Consider the following 12481-nt stretch of genomic DNA (forward strand, 5'->3'; position numbering starts at 1 on the left):
CGGGGCGCCTGAGATCAAAAGCCAGATCAAGAGCAAGATCAAGAGCGGCTCGCTTCGCATCGTGGTTGGTGTTGGGTGTGACGCAGTTCAACATGTGAAGCGTCGGTCATAGGCGAATGTCTTCAGGCCCCTGTATCAGCGCTTCAATCCGCGTGCCGGTGGCGCGCTCTTCGTTGCTGAAACCGTCGTAGTCGGCCAGGTTGCCGAAGCGCAGGCCGGTCAGGCGCTCGATCTGGATCACGCTGCGCTGGTAGGTCCTGAGCTGGCCGAACACCAGGTCGAGTTGGCCCAGTTCGCGGCTCTGGTCAATCATGTAGGCACTCGCGCTAGGCTTGCCGTTGTCGCTGAGGTAGGCGACCACTTTCCAGAACGCCTTGGGGATCTGCACGCCTCGGTACACCCGGTCGTCGTCGGCGAACACCGGGCCGGTAAACACCGTGGCGCGGGCTTTCCAGCGTTGGGTGTTATCGAGGATGTAGTCTTCGAGCTCCAGCCAGGTCTTCTGGTTGAACCCGCTCATCTGCGGCGAGCAGTTGGTGAAATGGAAGGTATCGAGGTTGGCGGTTTGCGCCTCGTCGCCCCAGTTGGGGTCTTGTCGGCGGACCAGGTGGCCGCGATCCAGGCCATTGCTGGCATACAGCGCTTCGCCCACCTGCGCGTCGACGGGCAGGCGGCCGTCGTAGGCCCAGGTGTCGTTGCTGCGAATGATCTCTACGTGCTGACCACCGTCGATGTTGACGCCCACGTACAGCGCCAGTCGCTTGGCGCGTGACATCGTGATCGAGAAGTGCGTGTAGTCCAGGCGCTTCTGTGCGTCTCCCGACAAGGCTTCTTCAACCGTGGGCCAGGGCACCCCGAAGTTGCCGAGAAAGTCCTCGGCGTAGCCGCGTCGGTCCTTCAAGTCTTTGGCGGAGGTGACGCGGGGTGTCGCGGCGCGCGCCTCCAGCAGCGTGGGGCTCGGTGCGATCAACGGGCGCAGGTCAGCGAGCCGGGGGCGGTATGAAAGGTCGATTTTGGTTTTGCGTGCGGGCATCGGTCAGTCCTCCTTGGATAAACACGACTGCAACATAGCTTAATGACAATTGATGATGCGCGTTAACCCCGGGGGACTATCCTCAAACAGTCATTGCCGACAAGGAGCCAGCCGATGTGTGATCGCCATGACCGTAACCCGATTTTCTGCCTGATCCCGCCCTACATGCTCGACCAGATCGCGCGCAATGGTGATAAAGCGCAACGGGAGGTCGCGTTGCGCACCCGCGCCAAGGACACGACCTTTCGCTCGTTGCGCATGGTCGCCGAGCCTGCCAAAGGGCCGGCGCACATGGCCCTGGCCATGGGCGCGGATAAGCGCCGCTCGATCTACAGCGCCGAGGGCACCGACAGCCTGCCGGGCACGCTGGTGCGTGGTGAGGGACAACCCGCCAGCGGGGATGCCGCGGTGGACGAAGCCTACGATGGGTTGGGCGCTACCTTCGATTTTTTCGATCAGGTCTTCGATCGTAACTCCATCGACGACGCCGGTATGGCGTTGGACGCCACGGTGCATTTTGGCCAGAACTACAACAATGCGTTCTGGAACTCGGCCCAGATGGTGTTTGGGGATGGGGATGCGCAATTGTTCAACCGCTTCACGGTGGCGCTCGACGTGATTGGTCATGAGTTGGCCCATGGCGTCACCGAGGATGAGGCCAAGCTGATGTATTTCAATCAGTCCGGAGCACTGAATGAGTCGCTGTCGGACGTGTTCGGCTCATTGATCAAGCAATATGCCTTGAAGCAAAGCGCGCAAGACGCCGATTGGTTGATCGGCAAAGGACTGTTCACCAAAAAGATCAAAGGCACCGCCCTGCGCTCGATGAAAGCCCCCGGCACGGCATTTGACGACAAACTGCTGGGCAAGGACCCTCAGCCGGGGCACATGGATGATTTTGTGCAGACCTACGAGGACAATGGCGGGGTGCATATCAACTCCGGCATTCCCAACCATGCGTTCTACCAGGTGGCGACCAAGCTCGGCGGTTTTGCCTGGGAGCGCGCCGGGCGTATCTGGTACGACGCGCTGCGGGATGCGCGGCTGCGGCCCAACTCGGGGTTCCTGCGCTTTGCGCGCATTACTTACGATGTTGCAGGCCGACTTTATGGCGCGAACAAGGATGAACAGAAGGCAGTCAAGGACGGTTGGAAGGCGGTCGGCATTTCTGTCTGATGTGAGGAACAGCCATGCAAATTTCGATCAAGGAAAACGGCGGGCCCGGTTATTTTCCGGGCTTGGCCAAGCCACAGACGGTGGAGCTGGATGCGCTGCCGGAGCAAGATCAGCAGGAACTGCGGCGGCTTGTCGAGGCATGCGACTTCTTTCAATTGCCGCAAAGCCATGCACCTGCGCCGGGTAAACCTGGGCAGGTGCATTACACCCTGACGGTGAAGGAAGACGAGCGCGAGCACACGGTTTGCGTGCTCGCGCCGGTGAAGTCGCAGGCGTTGGATGGGTTGGTGCAGTGTGTGCGGCGGCATGTGCGCTGTTGAGGCGGCCGCAGCCAACGGGAGCTAGCGCCCTCGCCACCGGTAAGCACCGGTTCAGGCTTACTTGCGATCCAGCCACACCGTCTGCGCGTTGCAGAACTCCCGCACACCGAAGTGGGACAGCTCGCGGCCGAAACCACTCTTCTTGATCCCGCCAAACGCCACCCGAGGGTCGGAAACGCTGAAGGCGTTGACGAAGATGCCGCCGGTTTCCAACTGGTTGGCGATGTCGCGCGCCTTGGCCGGGTCGGTGGTGAAGAGGCTCGCGGTGAGGCCGAACTCACTGTCATTCGCCAGGGCCACCGCATGGTCGGCGTCACGGGCGGTGATGATCGAGGCCACGGGACCGAACAGTTCCTGTTTGAACGACGTCATCTGGTCGGTGACGCCTGCCAGCACGGTGGGTTCGTAGTAGTTGCCGGCCCCCGGCACTTTTTGACCGCCCAGCAGCAAGGTCGCGCCTTCTTCCAGGGTCGCCTGGACCTGGCCATGCAGCTCGTCGCGCAGGTCGAAACGTGCCATCGGGCCGATGTAGGTGGTGGCTGACGTCGGGTCGCCCATCACCAACGCACGGCTGGCCTCCAGGAATTTGGCGGTGAAGGCCTCCACTACGCCTTCCTCGATGATCAGGCGTTTGGCGGCGGCGCAGACTTGGCCGCTGTTCTGGAAACGACCGATCAGCGCGGCTTGCACGGCGGCGTCGAGGTCGGCGTCGTTGAGCACGATGAACGGGTCCGAGCCGCCCAGTTCCAGCACGCATTTTTTCAGCGCCGCGCCAGCCTGGGAGCCAATGGCGATACCGGCGCGCACGCTGCCGGTAAGGGTAACGGCGGCGATGCGTGGGTCGGCGATGGCTTTGGACACGCCTTCGTTGGTCACGTTGACCACTTCAAACAGGCCTTCGGCGAAACCGGCCTGCTGGAACGCCCGCTGGATCAGATAGGCGCTGCCCATCACGTTCGGTGCGTGTTTGAGCACATAGGTGTTGCCGGCCAGCATCGTCGGCACGGCGCCGCGCAGCACTTGCCATACCGGGAAGTTCCACGGCATCACGGCGAAGATCGGGCCCAGTGGGCGGTATTCGATCTGCGCGCTGCCGTTGTCCACCAGGGTGGGTTCCGGGGCGAGCATGGCCGGGCCATGGGCGGCGTACCATTCGCTGAGTTGCGCGCATTTTTCGATTTCGGCACGGGCCTGGGCGATGGGTTTGCCCATTTCCAGGGTGATCATCTGCGCCATGTCTTCGGCTTGTTCGCGCAGGGCGCTGGCCAGGCTCAGCAGCAACTCGGCGCGCTGGCTCACCGGCTGGCGGCGCCAGGCGCGGAAGGCGAGGGTGGAGCGGTCGAGGGCGGCGTCCAGTTGCTGCGCGGTTTCATACGGATAGCTGCCGACCGTTTCGCCGTTGGCCGGGTTGATCGAGAGGGCGTGGGTAGTCGCGTTCATGGCACCGTCCTGCTGAGTGAATTAAGTGGGGTTCAGCGTACGGGGCTATATCTTTTCTGGAAACTGAATAATATTAAGCAATACATTCACGATTGGAGAATGATTTGGACCTGGTGCAACTGGAAATCTTCAAGGCCGTTGCCGAGCAAGGCAGCATCAGCGCCGCCGCGCAGTTGATTCATCGGGTGCCGTCGAACCTGACCACGCGCATCAAGCAACTGGAGCAGGACCTCGGTGTGGAGCTGTTCATCCGCGAGAAAAGCCGCCTGCGCCTGTCCCCGGCCGGGTGGAATTTCCTGGGTTATGCGCGGCGCATTCTCGACCTGGTACAGGAAGCCCGCGCAACCGTGGCGGGGGAGGAGCCCCAGGGCGCGTTTGCTCTGGGTTCGCTGGAGAGCACAGCGGCGGTGCGTATCCCGGCGCTGCTGGCGGCGTACAACCAGAAACACACCAAGGTCGAGCTGGACCTGAGTACCGGGCCTTCAGGCACCATGATCGAAGGCGTGTTGTCCGGGCGGCTGACGGCGGCGTTCGTCGACGGCCCGCTGTTGCACGCGACCCTGGAAGGCGTGGCGGTGTTCGAGGAAGAGATGGTGGTGATCGCGCCGCTGCATCATGCGCCGATCACCCGTGGGCAGGACGTGAACGGGGAGAGCATCTACACCTTTCGCTCCAACTGCTCGTACCGGCATCACCTGGAACGCTGGTTTGCACAGGACGGCGCGGTGCCGGGCAAGATCTTCGAGATCGAGTCCTACCACGGCATGCTCGCCTGCGTCAGCGCCGGCGCGGGCCTGGCGCTGATGCCGCGCAGCATGCTGGACAGCATGCCAGGGTCGACGGCGGTGAGCGTGTGGCCGCTGACGGACAATTTCCGGATCCTGCACACCTGGCTGATCTGGCGGCGGGGGACGGTGTCGCAGAGTTTGAACAGTTTCGTGAAGTTGTTGGAGGAGCAGGGGGCGATTCGCGAGGTGGCGTGACGGTGAATGGGAGATTCTGGGCTACGCTCGTCTGTGTGAACCTTGGCAAGCAGGGCGCGGCATGCTTAAACCCGATGACTCGAAAATCGTTGAAACACCCACTGAAGATAGATTTTTGCTGCGCCCCATCGCTTGGGTGCCGCTGCTGTTTATATCGATTGTGGTGTACGGCGGCTTCAGCGAGGATTTTCTCAATCTGGCGTGGGCCGGCATTTTGGTGAGCAGTGCGGCTGACACGTTGCCGTCCATTGAAACATGGGCCAGAAAGTCATTTTTTCCTGAGATTACACGGCTGATTTTTGTTTGGGCCTGGCTTTCTATTGCTTTCTACGCCGTGCTGATTGCAAGGTGGGTGCCTTATCGGGAAATGTTTTTTAAATCGTTGGTGGGCAGGCGGCGCCACCTTGCGATCTTGCCTGTGGTGACGATGATGGGGATTGGCGTGTTCTTGCTGACGGTGACGTTTCCGGAAGAACCCAATTGCACCCGCAAATGCATTTATGAGGCCCCCTGGATTCAGGTGCTTTATTCATCCGCCGGAGCATTTCTTACAGGTTACGGCCTGGCAATGTTGTATTGGTGGATCACTCACTTTTCCACCATTCACTTTGCCAGGGCAACGCGCTAGCCGCCAAATTGCAGGGTGCCCATGGCCAGCTTGGCCATAAGTGCGGTCGCCCCCAATTGCACCAGCCACAGTGCCAGGCCGCCGAGGAACACTCCCAGTGCCACTTGCAGCACCAGGCTCTTCTGGCGCTTGGGTTGCGGTGTGCGTGGGGCGTAGTCATGCAGTTCGTCGCGGTCGGCGCGCAGGTCCAGGTCGTCGTTTCTCATAGCATTCTCACAGCAAAGGGGCGGTCAAGGTTCAGTCTAGGGGCTGGAGACAAAAAAGGGGAAGCCATCGGCTTCCCCTTATGGTGCAACAGCTGCAGGTTTACAGCACCTGAACGATTGCCTTTGTGACTGCGTCAATGTTCGACTGGTTCAACGCCGCCACACAGATACGGCCGGTATCCAGTGCGTAGATACCAAACTCGCTGCGCAGGCGGGTGACTTGCTCAACGGTCAGGCCGGAGTAGGAGAACATCCCACGCTGGCGGCCGACGAAGCTGAAGTCGTGGCCCGGAGCAGCCTTGGCCAGTTCGGCCACCATCTGCTCGCGCATGCCACGGATGCGCAGGCGCATTTCGGCCAGTTCGGCTTCCCACTGGGCGCGCAGTTCTGGGTTGTTCAGTACCGCAGCAACGATCGCCGCGCCGTGGGTCGGCGGGTTGGAGTAGTTGGTGCGGATCACGCGTTTGACCTGGGACAGGATGCGCGCGCTTTCTTCCTTGGAGTCGCCGACGATGGACAGTGCGCCCACCCGTTCGCCGTACAGGGAGAACGACTTGGAGAACGAGCTGGAGACAAAGAAGGTCAGGCCCGATTCAGCGAACAGGCGCACGGCGGCGGCGTCTTCGTGGATGCCGTCGCCAAAGCCCTGGTAGGCCATGTCGAGGAACGGCACCAGGTTCTTGGCCTTGATCACGTCCAGCACGTTCTGCCAGTCGGCCGGGCTCAGGTCGACGCCGGTCGGGTTGTGGCAGCAAGCGTGCAGTACCACGATGGACTGGGGCGGCAGGGCGTTGAGGTCTTCGAGCAGGCCGGCACGGTTCACGTCGTGGGTGGCGGCATCGTAGTAGCGGTAGTTCTGCACCGGGAAACCGGCGGTTTCGAACAGGGCGCGGTGGTTTTCCCAGCTCGGGTCGCTGATGGCGACGACGGCGTTTGGCAGCAGTTGCTTGAGGAAATCAGCACCCAGCTTCAGCGCGCCAGTACCGCCTACCGCTTGCACGGTGGTGACGCGGCCAGCGTTCAGCAGTGGCGATTCAGCGCCGAACAGCAGGGTTTGCACGGCCTTGTCGTAGGCCGCGATGCCGTCGATTGGCAAGTAGCCACGGGCGGCGTGTTGCGCCACGCGAATGGCTTCCGCTTCGGCAACGGCACGCAAGAGTGGAATCTTCCCCTCCTCGTTGCAGTAAACGCCCACGCCAAGGTTGACCTTGGTGGTTCGTGTATCGGCGTTGAATGCTTCGTTGAGGCCCAGGATTGGATCGCGTGGTGCCATTTCGACAGCGGAGAACAGGCTCATTTTTGCGGCAGCTCTATGGGGGGTAGGAGGGACGTGTCGCGCTCCAGCCGAATGCACTAGAGCGGTGCACAAACGGGGAGTTAGTATAGAGACCCTCACCGCCTGAGGCGACAGCCGAAACGGCTTTTCGGCCAAGTTTTTCGGTTTATTTGCTGACCGTTAGTCTTATTGCAACATTGATCGGTCAGGGCGCGTAGGGCGATTGCCTTGAAACCCGTCACATTCGCCACCACTTCTACAGCTATCATGGTTTTTTCCTGCAACCTGCGATGATTTTTCGCGGGTTGCTGAGCTATTTCGTCCCTGGCGGTTTCGAGTCTGGGGTGACTTCACGAGGTACGTTATGTCGGATTTCCAGCTCGTCACCCGCTTTGAACCCGCCGGCGATCAACCGGAAGCCATTCGCCAGATGGTCGAAGGCATAGAAGCCGGACTGGCGCACCAGACCCTGCTCGGGGTGACCGGGTCGGGCAAGACCTTCAGCATCGCCAACGTGATCGCGCAGATCAATCGTCCCACCCTGGTGCTGGCGCCGAACAAGACCCTGGCCGCGCAGCTGTACGGCGAGTTCAAGGCGTTCTTCCCGAACAACGCGGTGGAGTACTTCGTTTCCTACTACGACTACTACCAGCCCGAAGCCTACGTGCCGTCCTCCGACACCTTTATCGAGAAGGATGCGTCGATCAACGACCACATCGAGCAGATGCGGCTGTCGGCGACCAAGGCCTTGCTGGAGCGCAAGGACGCGATCATCGTCACCACCGTGTCGTGCATCTACGGCCTGGGCAGCCCGGAAACCTATCTGAAGATGGTGCTGCACGTCGATCGCGGCGACAAACTCGACCAGCGCGAACTGCTGCGCCGCCTGACCAGCCTGCAATACACGCGCAACGACATGGACTTTGCCCGCGCCACCTTCCGCGTGCGCGGCGATGTGATCGACATCTATCCGGCAGAATCCGATCTGGAAGCGATCCGTATCGAGCTGTTCGACGATGAAGTCGAGAGCCTGTCGGCCTTCGACCCATTGACCGGCGAGGTGATCCGCAAGCTGCCGCGCTTCACCTTCTATCCGAAAAGCCACTACGTGACCCCGCGTGAAACCCTGATGGGCGCCATTGAGGGCATCAAGGTCGAGTTGGCCGAGCGTCTGGAGTACCTGCGCTCCAACAACAAACTGGTGGAAGCCCAGCGCCTGGAGCAACGTACCCGTTTCGACCTGGAGATGATCCTGGAGCTGGGTTACTGCAACGGCATCGAAAACTACTCGCGCTACCTGTCGGGCCGTGAATCCGGCGCGCCGCCGCCGACCCTGTACGATTACCTGCCGCCTGATGCGCTGCTGGTGATCGATGAGTCCCACGTCAGCGTGCCGCAAGTGGGCGCGATGTATAAGGGCGACCGTTCGCGTAAAGAAACCCTGGTGGAGTACGGTTTCCGCCTGCCGTCGGCCCTGGATAACCGGCCGATGCGCTTTGACGAGTGGGAAGCCATCAGCCCGCAGACCATCTTTGTGTCGGCGACGCCAGGCAACTATGAGGCCGAGCATGCTGGCCGCGTGATTGAGCAGCTGGTGCGCCCGACCGGCCTGGTGGACCCGGAAATCGAGATCCGCCCGGCGCTGACCCAGGTCGACGACTTGCTCTCGGAAATCACCAAGCGTGTGGCTCTGGAGGAGCGGGTGCTGGTCACCACGCTGACCAAGCGCATGTCCGAAGACTTGACCGACTACCTGGCCGACCACGGCGTGCGCGTGCGCTACCTGCACTCGGACATCGACACCGTGGAGCGCGTGGAGATCATCCGCGACCTGCGCCTGGGCACCTTTGATGTGCTGGTGGGGATCAACCTGCTGCGTGAAGGCCTGGACATGCCGGAAGTGTCGTTGGTAGCGATCCTTGACGCGGACAAGGAGGGCTTCCTGCGCTCCGAACGCTCGCTGATCCAGACCATTGGCCGTGCGGCACGCAACCTCAATGGCCGGGCGATTCTCTATGCGGACCGCATTACCGGCTCCATGGAGCGGGCGATTGGCGAGACCCAGCGCCGTCGCGACAAGCAGATTGCGTTCAACCTGGAAAACGGCATCATCCCCAAAGGCGTGTTCAAGGACGTCGCCGACATCATGGAAGGCGCCACCGTGCCGGGCTCGCGCAGCAAGAAGCGCAAGGGCATGGCCAAGGCTGCCGAGGAAAGCGCCAAGTACGAGAACGAACTGCGCTCGCCGAGTGAGATCACCAAGCGCATCCGCCAGTTGGAAGAGAAGATGTACCAGTTGGCGCGGGACCTGGAGTTCGAGGCGGCGGCGCAGACGCGCGATGAGATCGGCAAGTTGCGCGAGCGCCTGCTGGCGGTCTAAACCTCTATCACTGTAGGAGCGAGCTTGCTCGCGAAAAACCCGAGAACGCCGCGGGGCGCGTCATCGTTGACGAGCTTCGCGAGCAAGCTCGCTCCTACAATAAGGTGCTGCGGGCTGTTACCATTCGCCCCTTGTTTCAATTTTCAGTTTTATCGCCCATTCGAGACCTGCCATGACCACCGTCCGCACGCGCATCGCGCCATCGCCTACTGGGGATCCCCACGTCGGCACTGCTTACATCGCCTTGTTCAACTACTGCTTTGCCAAGCAGCACGGTGGTGAATTCATCCTGCGGATCGAAGACACCGATCAACTGCGTTCCACCCGCGAGTCGGAGCAGCAGATTTTCGATGCCCTGCGCTGGTTGGGCATTACCTGGGCCGAAGGCCCGGATGTCGGCGGCCCACACGGCCCGTATCGCCAGAGCGAACGCAGCGACATTTACAAGCAGTACACCCAGCAACTGGTCGACATGGGCCATGCGTTCCCGTGCTTCTGCACCGCAGAAGAGCTGGACCAGATGCGTGCCGAGCAACAGGCCCGTGGCGAAACCCCACGCTACGATGGCCGCGCGCTGCTGCTGTCGAAAGAAGAAGTGGCCCAGCGCCTGGCGGCCGGTGAGCCCCACGTGATCCGCATGAAAGTACCGAGCGAAGGCGTGTGCGTGGTGCCGGACATGCTGCGCGGTGACGTCGAGATCCCGTGGGACCGCATGGACATGCAGGTGCTGATGAAAACCGACGGCCTGCCGACGTACTTCCTGGCCAACGTGGTCGACGACCATCTCATGGGCATCACCCACGTGCTGCGCGGTGAAGAATGGCTGCCATCGGCGCCGAAACTTATCCTGCTCTACGAGTACTTCGGCTGGGAGCAACCGCAGCTGTGCTACATGCCGCTGCTGCGTAACCCGGACAAGAGCAAGCTGTCCAAGCGCAAGAACCCGACCTCGGTGACCTTCTACGAGCGTATGGGCTTCATGCCGGAAGCGATGCTCAACTACCTGGGTCGTATGGGCTGGTCGATGCCGGACGAGCGCGAGAAGTTCTCGCTGCAGGAAATGGTCGATAACTTCGACCTGTCCCGCGTGTCGCTCGGCGGACCGATCTTCGACATCGAGAAGCTGTCGTGGCTCAACGGCCAGTGGCTGCGTGACCTGCCGGTGGAAGAGTTCGCCAGCCGTGTGCAGCAGTGGGCGTTGAACCCCGAGTACATGATGAAGATCGCACCGCTGGTGCAGGGCAGGGTGGAGACGTTCAGCCAGGTCGCGCCGTTGGCCAGCTTCTTCTTTGCCGGGGGTGTGAATCCGGATCCTAAGCTGTTTGAGTCGAAGAAACTCTCGGGTGACCAGGTTCGCCAATTGATGCAGTTGATCCTGTGGAAGCTGGAAAGTCTGCGCCAGTGGGAGAAGGATGCGATCACTGCAACGATCCAGGCGGTGGTGGAGTCCCTGGAATTGAAGCTGCGCGATGCCATGCCGCTGATGTTTGCTGCGATCACCGGGCAGGCCAGTTCGGTGTCGGTACTCGATGCGATGGAAATTCTCGGCCCGGACCTGACCCGTTTCCGCCTGCGCCAAGCCCTTGATTTGCTTGGTGGTGTGTCGAAGAAAGAAAACAAAGAGTGGGAAAAGCTGCTGGGTGCTATCGCTTAATCAGCCTGCTATAACGACGAAACCCCGGTTTTCCGGGGTTTCGACGGTAAGTGATTGTTATCCCGGCAAAAAATTTTGGAAAATGTTGAAAATAAATTTGACACACTTCCAAAGCGCCATTAAGATTCGCCCCGTCCTCACCGATGAGGGGCTATAGCTCAGCTGGGAGAGCGCTTGCATGGCATGCAAGAGGTCAACGGTTCGATCCCGTTTAGCTCCACCAATTTACAGGTTCAAGGTCTGGCCACACCGTCCTTGAATCGATCAGTTCTCAGCGCTGATCAGTTGTACAGAAGGTTTTGTCCCCTTCGTCTAGTGGCCTAGGACACCGCCCTTTCACGGCGGTAACAGGGGTTCGAGTCCCCTAGGGGACGCCAGTTTCAACAAGCAGTTCGCAAGGTCTGCTGCGTCGAGAGACGAAAAATTTGGGGCTATAGCTCAGCTGGGAGAGCGCTTGCATGGCATGCAAGAGGTCAACGGTTCGATCCCGTTTAGCTCCACCAATTTACAGTTCCAAGGTTCCGGCCACACCGTCCTTGGATCGATCAGTCTCAGCCTGATCAGTGTACAGAAGGTTTGTGTCCCCTTCGTCTAGTGGCCTAGGACACCGCCCTTTCACGGCGGTAACAGGGGTTCGAGTCCCCTAGGGGACGCCACGATTACCCGCTCTGCGGGATTTTTAAGGGTCATTCAATTATTGAATGGCCCTTTTGTTTGTCTGGCGTTTGGCCAAACCTTTCCTCCATCCCATTCTTCTCTTCTGACCAGCGGTCATGCCGGTGGCTTGCGAAATATTATTATGGTAATAATATTCAACCCATGAACATCGGAGGCAATGATGAGCGATAAAAAAGCGCAAACCCGCGAACGCATTCTGCAAGCCGCCAGCGCCGCGTTGATCCAGCGCGGCCCGGCGGAACCGAGTGTGGGTGAAGTCATGGGCGCGGCGGGGCTGACCGTCGGTGGTTTCTACGCGCACTTCGAAAGCAAGGACGCACTGATGCTGGAGGCCTTCACCCAGTTGCTGGCCAAGCGTCGTGCGTCGATCGATGACATGGACTCACAGTTGACCGGCGAGGAGCGCAGAAGCCTGGTGGCGGCGTTCTACCTGTCGCGCAAGCACCGTGACTCAACTGCCCAGGCCTGCCCGATCCCGGCGACGGTCGGCGAGATGAGCCGCCTGCCGGATGAATTCCGCCAAGCGCTGAACGAGCATTGCGAGCTGATGGCCGCGCAACTCGCCGCCAGCCCTGAAGACACCGATAAAGCCCTGGCCGACATGGCGCTGATGATCGGTGGCCTGGCCTTGGCCCGCGCCTTGGGGCCGGGTGAGTTGTCTGACCGTGTGCTGCGCGCCGCCAAGTCGGCCGTGCGCTAGAAGAGGG

Annotated in this window: 11 protein-coding genes and 4 tRNA genes; 11 read left to right on the top strand and 4 right to left on the bottom strand. The window is 60.8% G+C overall.

Annotated features, from left to right (window positions below):
* Positions 1-106: 106 nt before the first annotated feature.
* Positions 107-1033, bottom strand: a complete 927-nt coding sequence (locus HX868_RS12520; RefSeq protein ID WP_177003083.1) for a DNA/RNA non-specific endonuclease — start codon at positions 1031-1033, stop codon at positions 107-109.
* A 114-nt stretch (positions 1034-1147) separates the two neighbouring features.
* Here HX868_RS12520 and HX868_RS12525 point away from each other — a divergent pair, with 114 nt between their 5' ends.
* Positions 1148-2209, top strand: coding sequence for a M4 family metallopeptidase (locus HX868_RS12525; RefSeq protein WP_177003084.1), 1062 nt, complete (start codon positions 1148-1150; stop codon positions 2207-2209).
* 14 nt (positions 2210-2223) lie between these two features.
* A complete protein-coding gene (locus HX868_RS12530) occupies positions 2224-2529 on the top strand; it encodes a protealysin inhibitor emfourin (RefSeq protein WP_016979494.1) in 306 nt (101 codons plus the stop codon).
* Between the two features lie 57 nt (positions 2530-2586).
* Here the strand turns inward: HX868_RS12530 and HX868_RS12535 are convergent, their stop codons facing one another.
* Positions 2587-3969: an aldehyde dehydrogenase family protein gene (locus HX868_RS12535; RefSeq protein WP_177003085.1), complete on the bottom strand. Its 1383-nt coding sequence runs from the start codon at positions 3967-3969 to the stop codon at positions 2587-2589.
* Positions 3970-4073: 104 nt separating this feature from the next.
* Between HX868_RS12535 and ptrR the strand changes: the two genes are divergently transcribed.
* Together ptrR and HX868_RS12545 are read left to right on the top strand one after the other, a co-directional pair.
* Positions 4074-4952 carry a putrescine utilization regulator PtrR gene (ptrR, locus tag HX868_RS12540; RefSeq protein WP_177003086.1) on the top strand — a complete coding sequence of 293 codons (879 nt, stop codon included), beginning with the start codon at positions 4074-4076 and terminating at the stop codon, positions 4950-4952.
* Positions 4953-5013: 61 nt separating this feature from the next.
* Positions 5014-5580 carry a hypothetical protein gene (locus HX868_RS12545; protein ID WP_177003087.1) on the top strand — a complete coding sequence of 189 codons (567 nt, stop codon included), beginning with the start codon at positions 5014-5016 and terminating at the stop codon, positions 5578-5580.
* Here HX868_RS12545 and HX868_RS12550 read toward each other — a convergent pair.
* Positions 5577-5786 (bottom strand): hypothetical protein, encoded by a 210-nt coding sequence (locus tag HX868_RS12550; protein WP_095016960.1) that lies wholly within the window; start codon positions 5784-5786, stop codon positions 5577-5579. The genes HX868_RS12545 and HX868_RS12550 overlap by 4 nt on opposite strands.
* 100 nt (positions 5787-5886) lie before the next feature.
* A complete protein-coding gene (locus HX868_RS12555) occupies positions 5887-7083 on the bottom strand; it encodes an amino acid aminotransferase (protein WP_016979489.1) in 1197 nt (398 codons plus the stop codon).
* 343 nt (positions 7084-7426) lie between these two features.
* Between HX868_RS12555 and uvrB the strand changes: the two genes are divergently transcribed.
* The 7 genes from uvrB to HX868_RS12590 all read left to right on the top strand — a co-directional run bounded on the left by uvrB (position 7427) and on the right by HX868_RS12590 (position 12474).
* Complete coding sequence (gene uvrB, locus HX868_RS12560) at positions 7427-9442, top strand: excinuclease ABC subunit UvrB (RefSeq protein ID WP_177003088.1); 2016 nt, start codon at positions 7427-7429, stop codon at positions 9440-9442.
* A 172-nt stretch (positions 9443-9614) separates the two neighbouring features.
* Positions 9615-11096 carry a glutamate--tRNA ligase gene (gene gltX, locus HX868_RS12565; protein WP_015884987.1) on the top strand — a complete coding sequence of 494 codons (1482 nt, stop codon included), beginning with the start codon at positions 9615-9617 and terminating at the stop codon, positions 11094-11096.
* A gap of 147 nt (positions 11097-11243) precedes the next feature.
* Positions 11244-11319, top strand: a tRNA-Ala gene (locus HX868_RS12570).
* A 78-nt stretch (positions 11320-11397) separates the two neighbouring features.
* Positions 11398-11473, top strand: a tRNA-Glu gene (locus HX868_RS12575).
* A gap of 50 nt (positions 11474-11523) precedes the next feature.
* Positions 11524-11599 (top strand) — tRNA-Ala (locus HX868_RS12580).
* Between the two features lie 77 nt (positions 11600-11676).
* Positions 11677-11752, top strand: a tRNA-Glu gene (locus HX868_RS12585).
* Positions 11753-11934: 182 nt separating this feature from the next.
* A complete protein-coding gene (locus HX868_RS12590) occupies positions 11935-12474 on the top strand; it encodes a TetR/AcrR family transcriptional regulator (protein WP_058426896.1) in 540 nt (179 codons plus the stop codon).
* Positions 12475-12481: the final 7 nt, after the last annotated feature.

Source organism: Pseudomonas reactans (assembly GCF_013385825.1).
GTDB classification, from domain to species: Bacteria; Pseudomonadota; Gammaproteobacteria; order Pseudomonadales; family Pseudomonadaceae; genus Aquipseudomonas; species Aquipseudomonas reactans.

Excerpts from the sequence above, each read along its gene's own strand:
- uvrB (WP_177003088.1), top strand. The coding sequence starts at position 7,427 with ATGTCGGATTTCCAGCTCGTCACCCGCTTTGAACCCGCCGGCGATCAA.
- HX868_RS12545 (WP_177003087.1), top strand. The coding sequence starts at position 5,014 with ATGCTTAAACCCGATGACTCGAAAATCGTTGAAACACCCACTGAAGAT.
- HX868_RS12555 (WP_016979489.1), bottom strand. The coding sequence starts at position 7,083 with ATGAGCCTGTTCTCCGCTGTCGAAATGGCACCACGCGATCCAATCCTG.
- HX868_RS12550 (WP_095016960.1), bottom strand. The coding sequence starts at position 5,786 with ATGAGAAACGACGACCTGGACCTGCGCGCCGACCGCGACGAACTGCAT.
- HX868_RS12530 (WP_016979494.1), top strand. The coding sequence starts at position 2,224 with ATGCAAATTTCGATCAAGGAAAACGGCGGGCCCGGTTATTTTCCGGGC.
- HX868_RS12590 (WP_058426896.1), top strand. The coding sequence starts at position 11,935 with ATGAGCGATAAAAAAGCGCAAACCCGCGAACGCATTCTGCAAGCCGCC.
- HX868_RS12535 (WP_177003085.1), bottom strand. The coding sequence starts at position 3,969 with ATGAACGCGACTACCCACGCCCTCTCGATCAACCCGGCCAACGGCGAA.
- HX868_RS12520 (WP_177003083.1), bottom strand. The coding sequence starts at position 1,033 with ATGCCCGCACGCAAAACCAAAATCGACCTTTCATACCGCCCCCGGCTC.
- gltX (WP_015884987.1), top strand. The coding sequence starts at position 9,615 with ATGACCACCGTCCGCACGCGCATCGCGCCATCGCCTACTGGGGATCCC.
- HX868_RS12525 (WP_177003084.1), top strand. The coding sequence starts at position 1,148 with ATGTGTGATCGCCATGACCGTAACCCGATTTTCTGCCTGATCCCGCCC.